This window comes from Tessaracoccus sp. MC1679, assembly GCF_014164775.1.
Classification (GTDB): domain Bacteria; phylum Actinomycetota; class Actinomycetes; order Propionibacteriales; family Propionibacteriaceae; genus Arachnia.
In genome coordinates, this window is record NZ_JACJGB010000001.1 from 542,661 (window position 1) to 560,228 (window position 17,568).

At 68.7% G+C, this 17,568-nt stretch carries 16 protein-coding genes; 8 read left to right on the forward strand and 8 right to left on the reverse strand.

The window, feature by feature from the left end; translation table 11 throughout:
• Positions 1–99 precede the first annotated feature (99 nt).
• On the forward strand, positions 100–1,575 hold the full coding sequence (locus H5398_RS02650; protein WP_182798903.1) for an alpha/beta fold hydrolase: 1,476 nt from the start codon (positions 100–102) through the stop codon (positions 1,573–1,575).
• Positions 1,576–1,592: 17 nt separating this feature from the next.
• On the opposite strand, the gene H5398_RS02655 is transcribed toward H5398_RS02650, so the two are convergent.
• The 3 genes from H5398_RS02655 to H5398_RS02665 form a co-directional block, all read right to left on the reverse strand.
• On the reverse strand, positions 1,593–1,958 hold the full coding sequence (locus tag H5398_RS02655) for an RNA-binding S4 domain-containing protein (RefSeq protein WP_182798904.1): 366 nt from the start codon (positions 1,956–1,958) through the stop codon (positions 1,593–1,595).
• 233 nt (positions 1,959–2,191) lie between these two features.
• Positions 2,192–2,473 (reverse strand): hypothetical protein, encoded by a 282-nt coding sequence (locus H5398_RS02660; protein WP_182781377.1) that lies wholly within the window; start codon positions 2,471–2,473, stop codon positions 2,192–2,194.
• A complete protein-coding gene (locus H5398_RS02665) occupies positions 2,473–3,117 on the reverse strand; it encodes a hypothetical protein (protein ID WP_182798905.1) in 645 nt (214 codons plus the stop codon). The genes H5398_RS02660 and H5398_RS02665 overlap by 1 nt, the downstream gene beginning before the upstream one ends.
• 1,288 nt (positions 3,118–4,405) lie before the next feature.
• Here H5398_RS02665 and H5398_RS02670 point away from each other — a divergent pair.
• Positions 4,406–5,062: an LON peptidase substrate-binding domain-containing protein gene (locus H5398_RS02670; protein ID WP_182798906.1), complete on the forward strand. Its 657-nt coding sequence runs from the start codon at positions 4,406–4,408 to the stop codon at positions 5,060–5,062.
• Positions 5,063–5,124: 62 nt separating this feature from the next.
• On the opposite strand, the gene H5398_RS02675 is transcribed toward H5398_RS02670, so the two are convergent.
• Positions 5,125–5,958, reverse strand: a complete 834-nt coding sequence (locus H5398_RS02675) for an alpha/beta fold hydrolase (RefSeq protein WP_182798907.1) — start codon at positions 5,956–5,958, stop codon at positions 5,125–5,127.
• A 277-nt stretch (positions 5,959–6,235) separates the two neighbouring features.
• Between H5398_RS02675 and chvE the strand changes: the two genes are divergently transcribed.
• Positions 6,236–7,390: a multiple monosaccharide ABC transporter substrate-binding protein gene (chvE, locus tag H5398_RS02680; protein WP_182798908.1), complete on the forward strand. Its 1,155-nt coding sequence runs from the start codon at positions 6,236–6,238 to the stop codon at positions 7,388–7,390.
• A gap of 99 nt (positions 7,391–7,489) precedes the next feature.
• Here chvE and H5398_RS02685 read toward each other — a convergent pair whose 3' ends face one another.
• The gene (locus H5398_RS02685) at positions 7,490–7,831 is read right to left on the reverse strand and encodes a cupin domain-containing protein (RefSeq protein WP_182781372.1); all 342 of its coding nucleotides are present in this window, start codon (positions 7,829–7,831) and stop codon (positions 7,490–7,492) included.
• A gap of 134 nt (positions 7,832–7,965) precedes the next feature.
• On the opposite strand from H5398_RS02685, the gene H5398_RS02690 reads away from it, so the two are divergent.
• A complete protein-coding gene (locus H5398_RS02690) occupies positions 7,966–9,204 on the forward strand; it encodes a glycosyltransferase 87 family protein (RefSeq protein WP_182798909.1) in 1,239 nt (412 codons plus the stop codon).
• 18 nt (positions 9,205–9,222) lie between these two features.
• On the opposite strand, the gene H5398_RS02695 is transcribed toward H5398_RS02690, so the two are convergent.
• Entirely contained in the window at positions 9,223–10,539 is a 1,317-nt protein-coding gene (locus H5398_RS02695) for a glycosyltransferase (protein WP_182798910.1), read from the reverse strand.
• 46 nt (positions 10,540–10,585) lie between these two features.
• On the opposite strand from H5398_RS02695, the gene H5398_RS02700 reads away from it, so the two are divergent.
• From H5398_RS02700 to H5398_RS02715, 4 genes are all read left to right on the forward strand, one after another.
• Entirely contained in the window at positions 10,586–11,617 is a 1,032-nt protein-coding gene (locus H5398_RS02700) for a GNAT family N-acetyltransferase (RefSeq protein ID WP_182798911.1), read from the forward strand.
• Positions 11,618–11,671: 54 nt separating this feature from the next.
• Positions 11,672–12,028, forward strand: a complete 357-nt coding sequence (locus tag H5398_RS02705) for a helix-turn-helix transcriptional regulator (RefSeq protein WP_182781369.1) — start codon at positions 11,672–11,674, stop codon at positions 12,026–12,028.
• A gap of 2 nt (positions 12,029–12,030) precedes the next feature.
• Positions 12,031–12,519 (forward strand): SRPBCC domain-containing protein, encoded by a 489-nt coding sequence (locus H5398_RS02710; RefSeq protein ID WP_182798912.1) that lies wholly within the window; start codon positions 12,031–12,033, stop codon positions 12,517–12,519.
• Between the two features lie 84 nt (positions 12,520–12,603).
• A complete protein-coding gene (locus H5398_RS02715; RefSeq protein ID WP_182798984.1) occupies positions 12,604–14,928 on the forward strand; it encodes an excinuclease ABC subunit UvrA in 2,325 nt (774 codons plus the stop codon).
• Between the two features lie 653 nt (positions 14,929–15,581).
• On the opposite strand, the gene H5398_RS02720 is transcribed toward H5398_RS02715, so the two are convergent.
• Positions 15,582–16,607, reverse strand: coding sequence for a Gfo/Idh/MocA family protein (locus tag H5398_RS02720; protein WP_182798913.1), 1,026 nt, complete (start codon positions 16,605–16,607; stop codon positions 15,582–15,584).
• 42 nt (positions 16,608–16,649) lie between these two features.
• Positions 16,650–17,546: an oxygenase MpaB family protein gene (locus tag H5398_RS02725; protein WP_182798914.1), complete on the reverse strand. Its 897-nt coding sequence runs from the start codon at positions 17,544–17,546 to the stop codon at positions 16,650–16,652.
• Between the last annotated feature and the right edge of the window lie 22 nt (positions 17,547–17,568).

Consider the following 17,568-nt stretch of genomic DNA (forward strand, 5'->3'; position numbering starts at 1 on the left):
TCCAGCGAAATCGTCTTCCGGTGTGCCCCCTCAGGAGGATGCAGGAGACCAGTCCTCCGCCCGACGCGGCACCCACTCCGCGTCGGCGACGCTGATGCCATGACACACGGTGATGCACTGACAGCTCCACTCCACTCGTCCCGCTGGGCTCGCCTGGCGCTGGCGCACCTGACCGCCGCGGGAGGCGGCGCGATCGCGGGGCTCATCCAACCCGTCGGGCCGGTGACGGCGGCAGGCGGGATCGCACTGATGGCCGCCGCGCTCGCCGTCGGCCTGCTCGCCGGCGCGCTGGCCCGCACCCGCTGGGTCCTGCCCCTGGCTCCGGTGGCCTGGATCCTGGCCTTCGAGGTCGCCCGGGCCGGCGCGGGGCTGGCGACCACCGGGCCCCTGGACCTGGGCACCGCGTTCGGAGCCATCGCCTTCGCCCTCGGCCGGGTCGCGGCCTGGGGCCTGGCCGGGCTGGCTCTCCTCGTCGGCGCGGCGTGGGGAAGCCGTCGCGACGCCGGGGCACGGCGCCCGGTGGTGTTGGCGCTCGCCACGGGCCTCGTCGCGCTGCTGGCGCTCTCGCTGCTGCTGCCCCCGACCTCACCGGCGCTCCGGGGACCCGACGGCGTCCCAGTCGACGGCGCGGTCTCAGAGCTGGTGCAGGTGGAGCTGGGCGGTCACGAGCAATGGATCCAGGTGCGCGGGGCGAATCCGGACCTGCCGGTGCTGCTCTACCTGAGCGGCGGCCCCGGTCAGAGCGACCTTTCCTACTCTCGGGTGCTGCTGGAGCCGCTCACCCAGGACTTCCTCGTGGTGGGGTGGGACCAGCGCGGGACCGGCAAGTCCTATCCCAGCCTCGACGCAGCCACGCTCACGCTCGAGCAGGCGGTGGCCGACACCGTTGAGTTGTCGCGCTGGCTGGCGGATCGCTACGGCGAGGAGCGGATCTACCTGCTCGGCGAGTCGTGGGGGACGCTGCTCGGGGTGCTGGCCGTGCGCACCGCGCCGGAGGTGTTCCACGCCTACCTCGCCAGCGGGCAGATGGTGGACCCGCTCGAGACCGACGAGGGCATCTACCGCGACCTGGTGACCACGGCCCTGGGCAACGGCGACGGCACGCTGGTGGCCGACCTGGCCGCGATGGGCCCTCCCCCGTACGGCGACGTCTTCGACTACGCGATGATCATGGCGCACTACCCCCTCCTGGAGGAGGGATACATCCCACCAGAGGCCTACCGGCAGCGCGGGGAGGCCAGCGGCGTCGGCCCGTGGGGGGTCCTCGGCCAGGAATACGGGCCGCTCGAGAAGCTCAGCGTGGTGCGCGGCGTGATGGACATGTTCGCCGTCATGTATCCCCAGCTCCAGGACCTCGACCTGCGCCGCGACGCACCCCGCCTGGAGGTGCCGGTCTACCTGCTGGTCGGTGAGCACGAGCTGGCCGCCCGCGTGGGGCCGGCGAAGGAATGGTTCGACCTCCTGGAGGCGCCGGAGAAGCGCTGGTACAGCCTGCCCGACGCCGGCCATTCGGTGGCCTTCGAGCAGGCCGATGAGCTGCATCGGATTCTGCTGGAGGACGTGCGCCCGGCGTGACGCGATCTGCTGCGAGGTCAGCGATCCCGTAGCCGGTCAAGGTCGCGGCGCTCCCGCTTGGTGGGTCTGCCCGCGCCGCGATCGCGGACCGCCACCCGGCCCACCATCTCCGGGATCGGCGGCGGCTTCTCGGGTGTCCGGTCGAGGTAGGCGGCCTGGGCGATCGGCGCACCGACCCGCTTCTCCAGGTTCGGGTCCACCACCTGGATCAGCTTCTCCTCCTGCTCGCGACGCACCCTGATCACCTGCCCGGGCATGACGTGCTGCGACGGCTTGGCGAGCTTGTCGTCGACCCGGACGTGCCCGCCGCGCACCGCGGCCGTGGCGGACGAGCGCGTCTTGTACATCCGCACCGCCCACAGCCAGGAGTCGAGTCGAGCCATGGCCCGATCCTACGCGGACCAGGTTGCCCACAGCGTTATCCACAGCTGGGGAAAACTACGCGCGTGTAATTCAAGTGAAGAACGCGCGGTTGGTGGCAGGTGTCCGTTTACCACGAGCCGCAGCTACTTTTTATAAACGGGCCAGGGTCGGGAGCTTCTCGGCTCGTTAGCATTCTAGGGCCCCGTAACCGCACCCCGGCTGTGGCCTCCGAGGGGCCGCAGCAAGACCGCCACTACCGCGCCTCGCCCTCGCGGGATTGAAGGTGGTGATGAACCGTCGCCTCTTCGAGCGTGAGTCCCTGGATCACCGACTCCATGAAGCCCCAGTCAAGCCCCAGGTCGTTGCCAATGCTCGGCGACATATCCTCACTTCGAGCTAGCTCCTGCAACTCCGCATAGGCCCCACCAGCAGCATCCAAGTGCTCGTTCAATCGGCGGGCCGCAGACTGCATGGCGAGCAGGGTCTCCGGAGACGGCGCGCGATGCCTCCCAAAAGGGGGGAAGGGTTGCGTCATCAGCTCACCTTGAAGTTGCAGGCAAGCTTGACGTTGTCACTCTTGACCACGCCCATCTTTTTGCTCTTCAAGGTCACCTCTGCCTGGATCTGAAATTCCTTGGTGTAGGTGGTGTCACACTTCTTGACTCGATGCGCCGTCACAACCTTGCTCGAGACAGATTCCAACGGGCTCATAGCGGTTTCCTGCTTGGTCTTCTGGAACGCAAACGCTCCCGTCTGCATCCAGAGTTGCGCCGAGATTGAACGCACATAGGTCGAGGCAGAGCCGTAGACATTGCAGTCATTCCATGCACCCCACTCGACATTGGAGTTCACCTTCTTGGGCAGGAAAAACCCCCCCTTGCAGATGCCTACACCAAATTCGATATTCATCGGAGATGCGGCGCTGCCACTCCCGCTCTCTGTGATTGTCCAGTTCTGCCCATCGGAAACCAGTGTGTACTCGCCGAGGGGCTGGATATTGACCTCCGCCCCCCGCACCCCGGCCCTCTCCAACAAACTCCGTTCGCTAGGCGGCAACTCCGACTGGAGGACCGTGGCCCCCTCGTCCTTGCCGTCCTCGTCGGCCATCACTGGCCCAGTAGACATCCCGACCAGGGATGCGGCCAGGACGGCCGCCATCAACATCTTCTGGGTGCGCATCTCGACTCCTGTCGCTGTACCTGGCAATGACGCTAGCCACCGGATGCGGTGGCGGTACCCATCGGGCATCGAATCCCCGCCAAACGCTCATTCACCCTGAGTGGCGCAGTTCCCGCCCGGTCCACAGTCACTCGCGACGGGGGCAGGACGAGACAGAGACTCAAGGCCAACGGATCGCGACGACGCTCCATCCGCGCGCGTACTCGCCGAGGAGACTCACTGCGCGATCTGTGGCCAGTGGATAGACAAGGGGCTCAAGACCCCCGATCCGATGAGCCCCGAGGTCGATGAAGACATCCCTCGAGCACGAGGCGGGATCTCAATACGACCGGACTCGCCCGCCCTACATTGAACGAGTCGCCACCATCAACTCGTATTTTCAAACTAGAGACCGGGATCTCATTCAAACTAGAGCGCGTCTCGACAGGTGTCGAGGGAGCCGCAACCTAGAGATGCCCCCAAGCCCCCCGATAGCCTGGGACATCAAGACCTCAATTCACAGTTGAGTCGTTCATCGAGGGTGTCTCTGTTCCCGCAGCGGCGCCCTCACTTCATGTCAGGACGCGCGCCTTCAACACCACAGCACCTTGGGGGCCACCCGCCACCGCCTCACAACCAAGCGGGCCCGGGAAGCGTCCGCGCGGTCCGCGGCAGTTCCGTGCGTTGAGTCTGCCTGGGACAACCTGCGCTAGCGTGCATCAAGCCCGCCGCCCAGGTTGGCAGGTGATCCTGGTGGCATTGGTCGGGCTGTGGGGGCTGTTGCTCATTGTTCTCACAGCGTTCCTCCTCGCGATGTCTACCGTCGGACAAGAGTTCAGCGTCACAGCCCTCGGGACGGGGATCGCCGTGGGCATCGGCGCGATCATCACCCTGCTGCCCGTGCTCGCCTGGCTTCGCGATCACGGCGCCAAGCGACTGTGGCCCACGGTGGCCCCCGATCTGGTTTCGCGGCATGGATCCGCTCAGACGGGCGGGGTGTTTCCAGCCCAGCCGGCCCGACGTGTCAATGGGGGCCTGCAGCGTCTACACCTTCCGTCTACCCGAAGTCGGAGCAGGTTCTCGGTGCCACGCGGCAGATCCGGTAGTTGTTCATCGCGTGCGGGCCGGAGGGGGATCGATCCCAGTCGAACCCACCCCTCGTGCGAGGAAAGGACGGTCCCCCTGTTTGTGTGTCTGCAACTTGCTACCCATAGAGCGGCATCTGCGCATATATGCAGAAGCCGCTCTATGGATAGCAAGTTGCAGACCCCCTCGTCGACGACGACACCATTCCGGCAGGATCGCTGTCATGACCGGCGCAACGCGTGAGCTACCGATGTTTCCGCTCGGCTCTGTGCTGTTTCCGGGCATGCCGTTGCAGCTGCGGGTCTTCGAGCCGCGCTACGTCGCGATGCTGTCAACGGTTCTCAGGGAAGCCGAGCACGAGTTCGGGGTGGTGCTGATCGAGCGAGGCTCCGAGGTGGGGGGCGGCGACGCGCGGTTCGGGGTGGGCACCGTAGCGCGCATCGTGTCGATCGAGCCCAGCGAGGACTCGATTCTCCTACTGGCCTCCGGCGCCTCCCGCTTCGAGGTGGTGCGCTGGTTGCAGGACGACCCGTTCCCGCGGGCCCTGGTGCGCGACCTCGCCGCTGTGGAGCTCGACGACTCCACCGCCTCTGCGCTCAGCGAAGCCGAGTCCCTGGTGCGCGCCACCCTCTCCAGGGCGAGCGAGTTCGTGGAGCTCCCCTGGCCGGCCGACATCGAACTGTCGCCGGAGTTGGCGCAGCGCATCTGGCAGGTCTCCGGCATCGCACCGCTGAGCCCGATGGACCAGTACGCGCTGCTGCGCTCGGGAACCGCCTCCGAACTGCTGGCCCGGCTGGTTGAGGACACGCAGGGGGCCGACGTCCTCTTCTCCGCCGGGTGGGGGTCCGGCCTACCCGACGCCGGCGGCCTGCCCGAGTGAGGCCCCAGCCGTCCGCGACCCATCCGCGATAGCCACTGGATCCCGTCGGGAGTAAAGGATCCTCATCTGATCCGATCAAGGATCTCTGCTCCCACCACCTCCGGCCGCTTCTCAGGAAGCCAGTGGCCGGCGTCCATCTCGACGAACCGGTAGTCACCGGTGCAGTACCGCGCAGTGTCCTCAGCCGCCACGCGGCCAAGGTAGGGGTCGCGGTTGCCCCACAGGTACGTGATGGGCACCGACACCGGGGTATCGAGCTTCACAGCCTCGGCGCCGGCCGTCGCGAACAGCCCTCGGTACGGGCCGAGCATCCCGCGCACCGCCTCAGCATCGCTCATCTGGGCGGCATAGGCGGCCGAGAGGTCCGCGGGGACCCCGAGGCGCCGGAGACCCTCCTTGCGCACCAGCCGCGACAGCTGCATCTCGGGCAGTGCGGGCACCTGCATGGCCAGCATGTACCAACTCTTCAACCCCTGCGACGAGCGCAACACGGCCCGTCGGATCGCCGCTGGATGGGGCGTTGACAGCACCGTCAGGCTTCGCACCCGCTCCGGCGTCGTCATGGCGGCGGCCCAGGCCACGCCACCTCCCCAGTCGTGACCCACGACGTGGGCCGAATCGAGGCCTGCCTGGTCCAGCAGCGCGAACACGTCTCCGACGAGGCGTTCGATCCGGTAGGCGCTCCGCCCTGGGGGCCGCGCGTTCGCGGTGTAGCCGCGCAGGGACGGCGCCAGCGTGCGGACCCCGGCCGCGTGTAGCAGCGGCGCCACCGCGTCCCAGGCCGCGGGCGACTGGGGGAATCCGTGGAGCAGGACGACGGTGTGGTCGGAGTCAGCCCGTCGGGGGCCAGAGTCGCGCACCTCGAACGTCAGCCCGTCATTGGCAAAAGTCTCCATGGGCCCAAGTCTCCCTCCGTGCATCGTCGCTGGGGTCGTTCGGTGCTGAAAAAGGCGGATCTGTCCTAGCCACAAAATTGTTATGGAACTGCAACTAAATGTTCACGCTCTTTCCTTGACAGCGATGAAGCCGCGCAGGAATATTTAGTACTGGAGAGAGACAAAGTTGTCGGTCATGGAGACTCGCGACCATCGGGCTGCTCATGCGCATCTCCCGCTTCACAGAAACACGGGTCTGGGCAGCACTCAGATCCCTTGACGTTCTCAGGAGGAACGAATGAAGATGACCACACTCATGACCGCAGCCGCGGGCATGGTGCTCACCGTCGCCCTCACCGCGTGCGGTGGCGGCGGCGCAGGCAGCACCACGGACCCCACCACGTCCGGCGACGCGTCCGCCACCACCAGCGCACCTGCGGGCGAGGCCGGCGGTTCCGTCGGCGTGTCGATGCCCACCCAGACCACCGAACGCTGGATCGCCGACGGCGAGGCCGTCAAGTCCCAGCTCGAAGAGGCCGGCTTCGACGTCGACCTCCAGTTCGCCAACGACGACATCCCCACCCAGGGCCAGCAGATCGACCAGATGATCACCCAGGGCGTCAAGGTCCTCATCATCGCCGCCATCGACGGCACCGCACTCGCCCCCCAGCTGGAAAACGCCGCCGCCCAGGGCATCAAGATCATCTCCTACGACCGCCTGATCCGCGACAGCGCCAACGTCGACTTCTACGTCTCCTTCGACAACTTCAAGGTCGGCGTCGCCCAGGGCCAGTCCCTCATCGACGGCCTCGAAGCCCGCGGTGAAGGCCCGTTCAACATCGAGCTGTTCGCCGGCTCGCTTGACGACAACAACGCCCACTTCTTCTTCAACGGCGCCATGAGCGTGCTGCAGCCCAAGATCGATGACGGCACCTTCACCGTCGTCTCCGGCCAGACCGACATCGAGCAGGCAGCCACGCTCGGTTGGCAGCAGGAGGCCGCGCAGAAGCGCATGGAAGACCTCCTCACCGCCAACTACCAGGGCGACGCCAAGGTGGACGGCGTGCTGTCGGCCAACGACGGCCTTGCACGCGGCATCATCACGGCGCTTCAGAACAACGGCTACTCAGGCACCGTCGCAGACGGCTTCCCGATCGTCACCGGACAGGACGCGGAGATCGCCTCGACGAAACTCATCCAGGACGGCATCCAGTACTCGACCATCTTCAAGGACACCCGCCTGCTGGCCGAGCAGGCCGTCACCGCTGCCCAGGACCTCCTGGCCGGCAACGAGCCCGAGGCCAACAACACCGAGGATTACGACAACGGCGTGAAGGTCGTCCCGTCCTACCTCCTCGATGTTGTCACCGTCACGCAGGACAACCTCACCGAGGCCCTCGTCGACACCGGCTACTGGACCCAGGAGGAGATCGACGCCGGCGTCATCTCCTGACCACTCGCCCAACAGATGGCCCGGTCCCCACGCGGGGCCGGGCCATCGCACGCCCAGGACCCGTTGAAGAGAGTCCGCAGGGACGCGGATCAAGGGCTATCAGCCACCAACGTCGACCATCACCAGGCTCATCCGGCACGGCTCGAGCGCCACCAGGGCGTGCCGCTCGTTCGGCGCCAGATACACCACGTCCGCTGGGGCGAGGGTGACCTCGTCGTCGCCGACCGTGAAGCTCATCCGCCCCTCCAGCAGCTGCACCACCACCGCACGCGGGGACGTGTGCTCGGTCAGCATCTCCCCCTCGTCGAAGGTGAACTCGACCACGCGCAGCAGGGGATTGTTGTGGATGACGCGCGAGGTGGTGGACTCCTTGACGACGGGCACCTCGGCCGCGACCCCCGTGTAGTGGGCCGATTGGGACAGGGGCTTGGGTTCCTTCATGTCTCCTCCTCCGGTGACGCAACGTTCAGACTGGACCCAGCTCAGCACACCCCTCGCGCTACCGGGCGCAATCGCGTCGACCGGCGCCCCGCCCGGATTCTCACGCTGCGCGCGCGGGACCATACGATGGCCCGGTGACCCCACGCCCGACGACGCGCTCCAGATGGCTCGGCGTGCTGATGATCGTCGCCGCTGCGGTGATCTCCGCCTACGCCGTCGTCTACGGCCGCCCGGGCGAGGTGCCGTTCCTGCCCGAGCGGTTCAAGCTGACGCCCCCCTACCGGATCGACCTCGATGTCTACCGGCTCGGCGCCGAGACCCTGCTGCGCGGCGGCGACCTGTACGGCACCCTTCCGGACACCGAAATCGGCGCCAACCTCCCCTTCACCTACCCGCCCATCGCGGCCATGCTGTTCGTGCCTCTCGCGCTGCTGACGATGCGCGACGCCAACCTGCTGTTCTCCTTCGGCACCCTCGGGCTGCTAGTCGTGGTGATGGTCCTCGTCATCCGCGAGCTCACCGACGTCCGGGGTCAACGGCTGCTGCTGGCGGGCTTGGCGGCCGGAACCATCGGCTTCTGGCTGGAGCCGGTCCGGGAGACGGTGGAGTTCGGCCAGGTCAACGTGGCCCTGATGGCGCTGGTGGTGGTCGACGTCGTGGTCGGTCGCGGGAAGCGCTGGCAGGGAGCGCTTACCGGCCTCGCCATGGCGATCAAGCTCACCCCTGCGGTGTTCCTCGCCTACTTCCTCGTCAAGCGCGAGTGGCGCGCCCTCGCGACCGCCGTCGCCTCGGCGCTCCTGTTCACCCTGCTCGGATTCCTCGTGGCCTGGGAGGAGTCAGTCCGCTACTGGACGGGGACGATCACGGACCCGGACCGAATCGGCGGCCTGGCCTACGTGTCGAACCAGTCGATGAACGGCGTCCTGCTCCGGCTCGGCCTCGACGGCGGGGAGGCCACGCTCACCTGGTTCCTGCTGTCCGCCGTGCTGGGGCTGTCCCTGCTGGTGCTGATGGCCCGCCTGTTTCAGCGAGGACACAACCTCGCCGCTGCGTTGACCATGGGTGTCTACGCGCTCCTGGCCTCACCGGTGTCCTGGTCCCACCACTGGGTGTGGGTGGCGCCGGCCCTCCTCATGCTGGCCATCTGGGCGAGGCGTTCGGGAAGCCCCTGGGCCTGGGCGCTGGCCGGCAGCGGGGTGGTGATCTTCGTCACCCGCCTCATCTGGGACCTGCCGGACGAGCACCTCGAGGGAATGGGGTGGACGTGGCAGGAGCAGCTGACCGGCAACGCTCAGGCCGCCTGGGCGCTGGCCTTCCTCGCCTTCCTGGGGTTCGGCTCCCCCGCCCGCGACACCACCAGCCCTGACGCCTGACAGCCGAAGCCATCTGGGTCACGCGGTGATCAACCCAAGCCGCGCCATCACCTCGATCGTTGCGCCCACGCCATCCTCACCGCGGATCGTCGCGGCCACCTCGCGGGCGCGCTCGCGGTAGCGGGCAGCGTCGGGTCCCTCGACCAGGTCGTGGATCAGCCGCGCCAGCCGCCCAGCGTCGAGGTGACGGAAGGGCACCGGCGAGGGCCCCACCCCCAACGCGGCGAGCCGCGCGCCGTGGTACGGCTGGTCAACCCCGAACGGCACCGCCACCGACGGCCGCCCGGACCGCAGCCCGGTGTGCGTACTGCCCGCGCCGCCGTGGTGGATCACCCCAGCCGTGTGGGGGAACAACGCCTCGAAGGGCACGTCGGAGACGGCGTACACCTGACCGTCTCGGGAGCCGACGTGGGCGGCCGTCGGCGCGAGGGTCACGATCCTCCGCCCGGATAGCCGGGCCGCCTCCGCCAGGATCGCCAGGCCCCTGTCGCCGGTTGTCGAGGCGAGGCTGCCGGCGCCCACGAAGACCGGCGGGTCGCCTGCCGCCAGGAAGGCTGTGAGGTCCTCCGACAGCGGAGCGTCCTCGTCCGGTGGGTTGAGATACCCCGTCTGGTGCGCCGTGGGCCGGAGATCCGGCGGCGGTGGGGCAAGCGTCGGGCTGGCCGCCACGAGCACCGGGTGCCGGTCCAGGGCGGCGACAACGGGCTCGTACCTGGCGAGAGCACCTAACCGGCCTCGTAGGCCGGTCTTCGGCTCCGCACCCGGCCCACGACGGCCGCGGCGGCCGACCCGCCGCCGCACCTCTGCCGCGAGCGGGGCCCCCAGCGAGGCCGCGACACTCCAGCTCAGTCCCGTCCCCCACCTGTTGTACGCGTCCCAGGGCCCGAACCAGCTGGCGAAGCAGTGGCTGTCGCGGTAGACCGTGGGCAGCTGGGCCGTGAACAGCACCGTCGCCGCCCGGCCCCCCAGCCCCTCAGCTGCGGCCACCGCAGCTCCGGCCCCCAGGATCCCGCTGAGCAGGGAGTCACCCGGGCGCGCGGCCGCGAGCACCGCGTCGGCCACCGGCCCTGCCACCTCGGAGACCCAGCGGCGCAACAGCCATCCCTGCCCGAACGCCGTGCCAGCCACGAGAGGATACCGCCTGGCCGTCTCCAGGGCCGACGTCAGATCCGCCCGGATGGGCACCGCCTCCGCGCCGTAGCGCCCGGCCAGATCGGCGTACTCCGCCAGCGCCACCACGCGGGCCTCGACGCCGCGGCGCGCCAACTCGCCACCCAGGACCGCCATCGGCTGGACATCGCCCCTGGATCCCAGCCCGATCAACACCACCGCCATCGCAGCCTCCTCTCCCTCAACCGTATCCGCGCGTAGCGTTGGCACCATGCCAGACGACGACGCCGCCCTCCGCGGTCTCGCCCACTCCCCGCTCCAGACGCACCGCCTGAGCCTCACCCCGCTGACAGTCGACGACGCGGCCGCCATGGCCGAGGTCCTCGCCGATCCGTCGATCCACCGCTACACCTTCGACAGCCCGCCGTCCGTCGAGGAGCTTCAGCGGCGCTACCGGGCTCAGGAGGCCGGGCCGCCCCCTCCGTCGACGGCGGTGTGGGGCAACTGGGCCGTCCGGCTGCCCGACGGCACCGCCATCGGGTTCGTTCAGGCCACCGTCGATCCGCCTACCTCCACCGCGACACTGGCCTGGGTGATCGACACCCGGCACCAAGGCAGCGGCTACGCAACCGAGGCGATGCGCGCGCTCAGCTCCGCGCTGCGCGGGGCCGGAATCCGCCGCTTAGTCGCTTTCGTCCACCCCCGCAACGTCGCATCGCGACGGGTGGCGCAGAAGCTCGGCCTCGCCATGCCCGCCCCGCACCGCCCGTTCGACGGCGAGGACGAGTGGGTCTGGGACGAGGCGGCGCCGCTCCCCATGGCGGACCGGCTCGTCTTCCGCCGGATGGGGCACGCGGACCTCGACGCCATGGCCGGCCTCCTCGGCGACCCCGAGGTGATGACCTACTACCCCCGCCCCAGGACCCGCGACGAGGCGGCCGAGTGGATCGAGTGGAACGTCCGCAACTACGCCCGAGATGGTCTGGGCCTCTGGATCATCAGCACCCCCGACGGCGAGTTCGTCGGAGACTGCGGCCTGACCTGGCAGCTCATCGACGGCGTCGAGGAGCTGGAGGTGGGCTACCACGTCATCCCGAGGCTCCAGGGGCGGGGCTTCGCGACGGAGGCGGCTGCCGCCTGCCGCGACCTTGCGCGCTCGCTCGGCCACCGTCGCCTCGTCTCGATCATCCATCCCGAGAACGTCGCCTCCCAGCGGGTCGCGGAGAAGAACGGCCTCTGGCTGGACCGTGAGACGCTCAGCCGCAGCGGCGTCCCGGTGCGGATCTACGCGGTGGACCTCTGAAAAAACTCCTCCGAACCCTTGACAACCTATAACCAAACGGTTGAACATAGTTCCATGACAGTGATCGACGAGGAACGGACAGACGCCCTGTTCCACGCACTCGCGGACCGCACCCGCCGCGACATCCTGCGCCGCGTGCTGGCCGGCGAGCAGTCGGTCACCGCGCTGGCGGCCCACTACGACATGAGTTTCGCCGCCGTCCACAAGCACATCACGGTGCTCGAGAGGTCCGCTCTGGTCTCGCGCCGACGGCAGGGGCGCGAGTCCCTGGCCAGCGGCAACGTCGAGGCGGTCCGGTCTGTGGGCAGCCTGCTCACCGAGCTCGAAGGCATCTGGCGCGGCCGCGTGTCGCGCATCGACGATCTCATCGCCGCCACACCACCACCCACCCCCACCACACCCCAGGAGTGACCATGCCCGTCATCGACGTCCAGAAGGACCTGGACAACCGACGCCTCATCATGACCGCGCAGTTCGCGGCCCCCGTGGAACGCATCTGGCAGCTCTACGCCGATCCCCGCCAGCTGGAGAGGGTCTGGGGCCCGCCCACGTACCCGGCCACGTTCGTGGACCACGACCTGACCCCGGGCGGGCGGATGACCTACTACATGACCGCCCCCGACGGTCAGAAGTACTGCGGGTTCTGGAACGTGAAGGAGGTCGACGAGCCGCGCAGCTTCACCTTCGAGGACGGCTTCGCCAACGAGGACTTCACGCCGGACACCTCCCTCCCGGTGGGGATCAACACGTACTCCTTCAGCCGCCACGACGACGGGACCCGCGCGGTGTACGAGGCCGTCTACCCCTCCATCGAGGCGCTGCAGCAGGTGCTGGACATGGGCATGGTCGAGGGCGCCACCGGTGCCATCAACCAGATCGACGCCCTCCTGGCCGAGGGTTAATGCAGAGGAACCCTGGCAATTGTCGCGGTGGGGTGGCACGGTAGCGCGGTGAGCACAGCAGAGCATCCAGCAGACAGCCACGACATGATCCGCGTCCAGGGCGCCCGCGAGAACAACCTCAAGGACATCGACGTCGACCTTCCGAAACGCCGGCTGACCGTCTTCACCGGCGTCTCGGGCTCGGGCAAGAGCTCACTGGTGTTCGGCACCATCGCCGCCGAGTCCCAGCGGATGATCAACGAGACCTACAGCGCCTTCGTCCAGGGCTTCATGCCCACACTGTCGCGGCCGGACGTAGACCACCTCGACGGGCTCACCACGGCCATCATCGTGGACCAGGAGCGGATGGGCGCCAACGTGCGCTCCACCGTCGGCACCGTCACCGACGCCAACGCCCCGCTGCGCATCCTGTTCAGCAAGCTGGCTCAACCGCACATCGGCTCCCCACAGGCGTACTCGTTCAACGTTCCGTCGGTCACTGGCTCAGGGATGATCAAGACGGAGAAGGCCGGCAGGGTGCAGAAGGAGGCCAAGACCTACACCCTCGTCGGCGGCATGTGCCCGCGCTGCGAGGGCAAGGGCAACGTCTCGGACATCGACCTCACCCAGCTCTACGACGAGACCAGATCGCTCAACGACGGCGCCCTCACCATCCCCGGCTACACCGGCGACGGCTGGTACGTGCGCATCTTCACCGCCTCCGGCTTCCTCGACCCTGACAAGGCCATCAAAGACTACTCCAAGCGCGAGCTCGACGACCTCCTCTACAAGGCGCCCACCAAGATCAAGGTGGACAACATCAACCTCACCTACGAGGGGCTGGTGCCGAAGATCCAGAAGTCGTTCCTGTCCAAGGATCCCGACGCGATGCAGCCGCACATCCGCGCGTTCGTCGAGCGGGCGGTGAAGTTCGACACGTGCCCCGAGTGCCGGGGCACGCGGCTGTCCGAGGGAGCACGGGCGTCGAAGATCGCAGGCGTCAACATCGCCGACGCCTGCGCCATGCAGCTGACGGATCTCGCTGCCTGGATCCGCGGCCTGGACCGGCCGGAGGCCGCGCCGCTGCTCAGGAACCTGCAGCACCTGCTCGACTCGTTCGTGGAGATCGGGCTGGGCTACCTGTCGCTGGAGCGCCCATCAGGCACGCTGTCAGGCGGCGAGGCGCAGCGGGTGAAGATGATCCGCCACCTCGGCTCGTCGCTGACGGACGTCACCTACGTGTTCGACGAGCCCACCATCGGCCTTCACCCCCACGACATCGAGCGGATGAACACGCTGTTGGTGTCGCTGCGGGACAAGGGCAACACGGTCCTGGTGGTGGAGCACAAGCCGGAGACCATCTCCATCGCGGACCACGTCGTCGACCTCGGCCCTGGCGCGGGCACGAAGGGCGGGGAGATCTGCTTCGAGGGGACAGTGGCGGACCTGCGCGCCAGCGACACGCTCACAGGCCGACACCTGGACGACCGCGCCACCCTGAAGACCGCCACGAGGACGTCGACGAGCGCGCTGAAGATCCGCGGCGCGTCGACGAACAACCTCAAGGACGTGGACGTCGACATCCCGCTGGGCGTGCTCACCGTGCTGACGGGTGTCGCCGGATCGGGCAAGAGCTCGCTCATCCACGGCTCCATGCCCGCCGACGCCGGAGCGATCTCCATCGACCAGACCGCCATCAAGGGGTCGCGACGCAGCAACCCAGCCACCTACACCGGCCTGCTGGAGCCCATCCGCAAGGCCTTCGCCAAGGCCACCGGCACCAAGCCGGCGCTGTTCAGCGCCAACTCGGAGGGAGCCTGCCCCGCCTGCAACGGCGCCGGCGTCATCTACACCGAGTTGGGCTTCATGGACACGGTCGCCACCCCCTGCGAGGAGTGCGAAGGCAAGCGGTTCCAGGCCGCGGTGCTCGAGTACCGCTGGGGCGGGAAGAACATCGCCGACGTGCTGGCCATGCCGGTGACCGAGGCACTGGAGTTCTTCGGGGCCGGGGAGACGAAGACGCCCGCCGCGCACGCCATCCTCGGGCGGCTGAACGACGTCGGCCTGGGATACCTCTCCCTGGGCCAGCCGCTCACCACGCTCTCGGGCGGCGAGCGGCAACGGCTCAAGCTCGCGGTGGCGATGGCGGACAAGGGCGAGATCTACGTGCTCGACGAACCCACCACCGGCCTTCACCTGGCGGACGTGGCCCACCTGCTCGCCCTGCTGGACCGCCTGGTGGACTCCGGCAAGTCAGTGATCGTGATCGAACACCATCAGGCGGTGATGGCGCACGCCGACTGGATCATCGACCTCGGTCCAGGAGCGGGCCACGACGGGGGGCGGATAGTGTTCGAGGGCACCCCTGCTCAACTCATCGCCGACGGGTCCACCCTGACCGGTCGGCACCTGTCCGCCTACGTCGGCTAGATACCGCTCCCTGAGGAGGGCCGCCCGCGGAGCGGCGTGGTACGTCCCATCGCTCCCTGAGGAGGACCGCCCGCGAAGCGGCGTGACCCGTCCCTTCGCTCCCTGAGGAGGGCCGCCCGCGAAGCGGCGTGGCCTGTCTCGAAGGGTCGTGACTACCACCTTCACGCGATTCTTCTGGTCGGGTGCGGTGAGCCGTAAGTCGATGCCCGGGCGGCCGTTGTCCTTGGTCTGAAGGTGGCTACCGGTGTGGTCGGTGGTCGGGTTGTTGAGGCCGCCCGGGCATCGTCTCCCGTCTCCCCGCACTCGGTCCTCCTGTGGCGTTGCCAGGTCAAGGTGCGGGCCGGCAGGGCGGCGTTGTGGCCGGGTCTGCTGAGGCGGGATGCCAGCTGGGTGATCGTAGGGTTGGGCACCGCTGCGCAGTGCCGCCCTGCCGTCCAGCACCCTCGCTGTCAGCCGTGGTTCTCGACCCTTCGAGACTTCCCCGGTCGCTTCGCGACGCGGGACCCTCACCGACCGAGCTTGGCCGCCCCTGTTTCGCTCCCTGAGGAGGGCCGCCCGCGGAGCGGCGGCGGCCGTCTCGAAGGGTTGTAACTCCAGCTGACAGGCAATCTCTGGATCGCTGGGGCCGCTCCCCCCTTGCATCCGCGGGCTGGTCAGCCGAGGTCGATCGACCGGCCCTCGAGGGCGCTCTGACGCGCGGCGTCCAGAACCTCCAGGGTGCGGATTGCGTCGGCGCCAGTGACCGGCATGGGCCCCTCCCCTGCCACGGCGCGCGCGAACTGGGAGTAGAAGTCCTGGTAGGCGCCGCGCTCCGACGGCATCCGGCGCTCGCCCGTCGCCGTGCGCAGCGCGCCCCAGCGCTCCTCCGCCTCGTACCCCCAGCGGTCACCCTCGTCGACCGGGCGCCGTCCGGAGAAGACGGCGGCCGCCTGCACGTCGCTCATCTGCGACTCATAGCTTCCCGCGCTCCCGTAGACGCGCAGCTCGCGGGCGACGAGGTGGTTGGCCTTGCTCGCACGCATCGTCGAGCTCACCCCCGAGGCGTGGCGCAGGACCACGGAGAAGCCGGCGTCTGTGCGCCCCTGCGGCAGATCGATCCAGTCCAGCTTGGCGTAGACCTGCTCCACGGGGCCGAAGAGCCACAGCAGCTGGTCCGCCAGATGCGTGCCAAGGTCCCGCAGGAGTCCGCCCGTCGGCCCCGGGTCGAGGGTGGAGGGCTCGTCGAGATCGAAGCGGGACTCCACCCGCCACGGCGTACCCAGCTCGCCGGCATCGAGGAGCGCCTTGAGGGTCCGCACGTCGGTGTCCCACCGCCTGTTGTGGAACACGGCCATCGGGGCTCCGAGGCGTTCGACAGCGGCGACCAGCTCGCGGGCATCCTGGGCGCTGGGGGCGAAGGGCTTGTCCGCGACGATCCCGACGCCCCGCCCTGCCGCCTCGAGCACGAGCTCCCGCCTCGTCTCCGGCGGGGTGGTGATGGTGACGGCGTCGACGCCGGAGTCCAGCAGGGCGCTCATCGAGTCGAACACCGGGACGCCTGGAAGGTCAGCAGCGACCTCCGCGCGGCGTTCCGGGCTGCGCGTCACCACGCCTGCGAGCTCAAGTCCCCCTGCCGCCTGAATAAAGGGGGCGTGGAAAATCCTGCCGCCCATGCCGTAGCCCACCACGCCGATCCTCATGGCGGCAGTATGCCCGGTCCATCCCCGCGACGGTGGGCGGGCTCACGTGGATGCGTCGGCGCCGGCGCGCGCCCAGCGCCCCACCCTGCTCTCCGGCGTCAGCGACCATCGGACCACGGCCGTGGCGAACCGCCCGCACGGCAAGCCCACCAACCTGTCGAACCAGCGGCTGGCCGGGAGCCCCAGCTCCCGGCGCGCCCACACCGGCAGAGTCGAGATGGCGCCGGCCGCCAGCATCCAGTACCCGGGACGGGCCGGCCATGGGATGGGTGGGTGACGCAGCAGGAAGGTGACGGTGTCGACGGCGGCCGCGGAGGCGCGCAACTCGGGGCGATACCGCTCGAGGGCCGCGAGCAGGTCGGCCTCGGTCCGAGGGAGGTCGACGGCGCCGAGGAGTTCACCGACGGGGGCGGCCTGGGCCACGTACTCGTCGGCCTCCCCCCGGCTGAGCCGCCGGTCCCCGAAGTGCTGGAAGCTGGCCAGGAAACTCTGCGTCTCGGTGAGGTGCACCCACTCGAGGAGGTGCGGGTCAGACGCCCGGTATGGAGTGCCGTCGTCGGTCTTGCCCCTGACGCGTTCGTGGACGGCCTTGACCCGCTCGATGAGCGCCAGCGCCGACGGGATGGGCCCGTAGGTGGTCATGGCGATGAACTCGGAGGTGCGCTGCAGGCGGCCCCACGGGTCCGACTTGTAGCCGGAGTGCCCCGCGACACCCGCCATGGCCGCGGGGTGCAGCGTCTGCAGGAGAAGGGAACGGATGCCGCCCGCGTACATCGCCGCGTCCCCGTTGACATGCCAGATCACGTCGTCGGGGGTGTGCCACCGCTCGCCGTCGACCTGCCAGATGAAGTGCGCCTTCTCGTCGGCGTCGTCGCCAGCGACTCGGCTGCGGAGGGTCCGCCCGATCAGCACTCGGAGGCGTTCGATGGGGCTGCGCATACTTCCGAGAATACGTCGGACG

Bases quoted from the DNA above. Each gene is read 5' to 3' on its own strand.
- H5398_RS02725 (WP_182798914.1), bottom strand. From the start codon at position 17,546: ATGCGCAGCCCCATCGAACGCCTCCGAGTGCTGATCGGGCGGACCCTC.
- H5398_RS02715 (WP_182798984.1), top strand. From the start codon at position 12,604: ATGATCCGCGTCCAGGGCGCCCGCGAGAACAACCTCAAGGACATCGAC.
- H5398_RS02660 (WP_182781377.1), bottom strand. From the start codon at position 2,473: ATGACGCAACCCTTCCCCCCTTTTGGGAGGCATCGCGCGCCGTCTCCG.
- H5398_RS02670 (WP_182798906.1), top strand. From the start codon at position 4,406: ATGACCGGCGCAACGCGTGAGCTACCGATGTTTCCGCTCGGCTCTGTG.
- H5398_RS02700 (WP_182798911.1), top strand. From the start codon at position 10,586: ATGCCAGACGACGACGCCGCCCTCCGCGGTCTCGCCCACTCCCCGCTC.
- chvE (WP_182798908.1), top strand. From the start codon at position 6,236: ATGAAGATGACCACACTCATGACCGCAGCCGCGGGCATGGTGCTCACC.
- H5398_RS02720 (WP_182798913.1), bottom strand. From the start codon at position 16,607: ATGAGGATCGGCGTGGTGGGCTACGGCATGGGCGGCAGGATTTTCCAC.
- H5398_RS02655 (WP_182798904.1), bottom strand. From the start codon at position 1,958: ATGGCTCGACTCGACTCCTGGCTGTGGGCGGTGCGGATGTACAAGACG.
- H5398_RS02705 (WP_182781369.1), top strand. From the start codon at position 11,672: ATGACAGTGATCGACGAGGAACGGACAGACGCCCTGTTCCACGCACTC.
- H5398_RS02710 (WP_182798912.1), top strand. From the start codon at position 12,031: ATGCCCGTCATCGACGTCCAGAAGGACCTGGACAACCGACGCCTCATC.
- H5398_RS02695 (WP_182798910.1), bottom strand. From the start codon at position 10,539: ATGGCGGTGGTGTTGATCGGGCTGGGATCCAGGGGCGATGTCCAGCCG.
- H5398_RS02650 (WP_182798903.1), top strand. From the start codon at position 100: ATGACACACGGTGATGCACTGACAGCTCCACTCCACTCGTCCCGCTGG.
- H5398_RS02675 (WP_182798907.1), bottom strand. From the start codon at position 5,958: ATGGAGACTTTTGCCAATGACGGGCTGACGTTCGAGGTGCGCGACTCT.
- H5398_RS02685 (WP_182781372.1), bottom strand. From the start codon at position 7,831: ATGAAGGAACCCAAGCCCCTGTCCCAATCGGCCCACTACACGGGGGTC.
- H5398_RS02665 (WP_182798905.1), bottom strand. From the start codon at position 3,117: ATGCGCACCCAGAAGATGTTGATGGCGGCCGTCCTGGCCGCATCCCTG.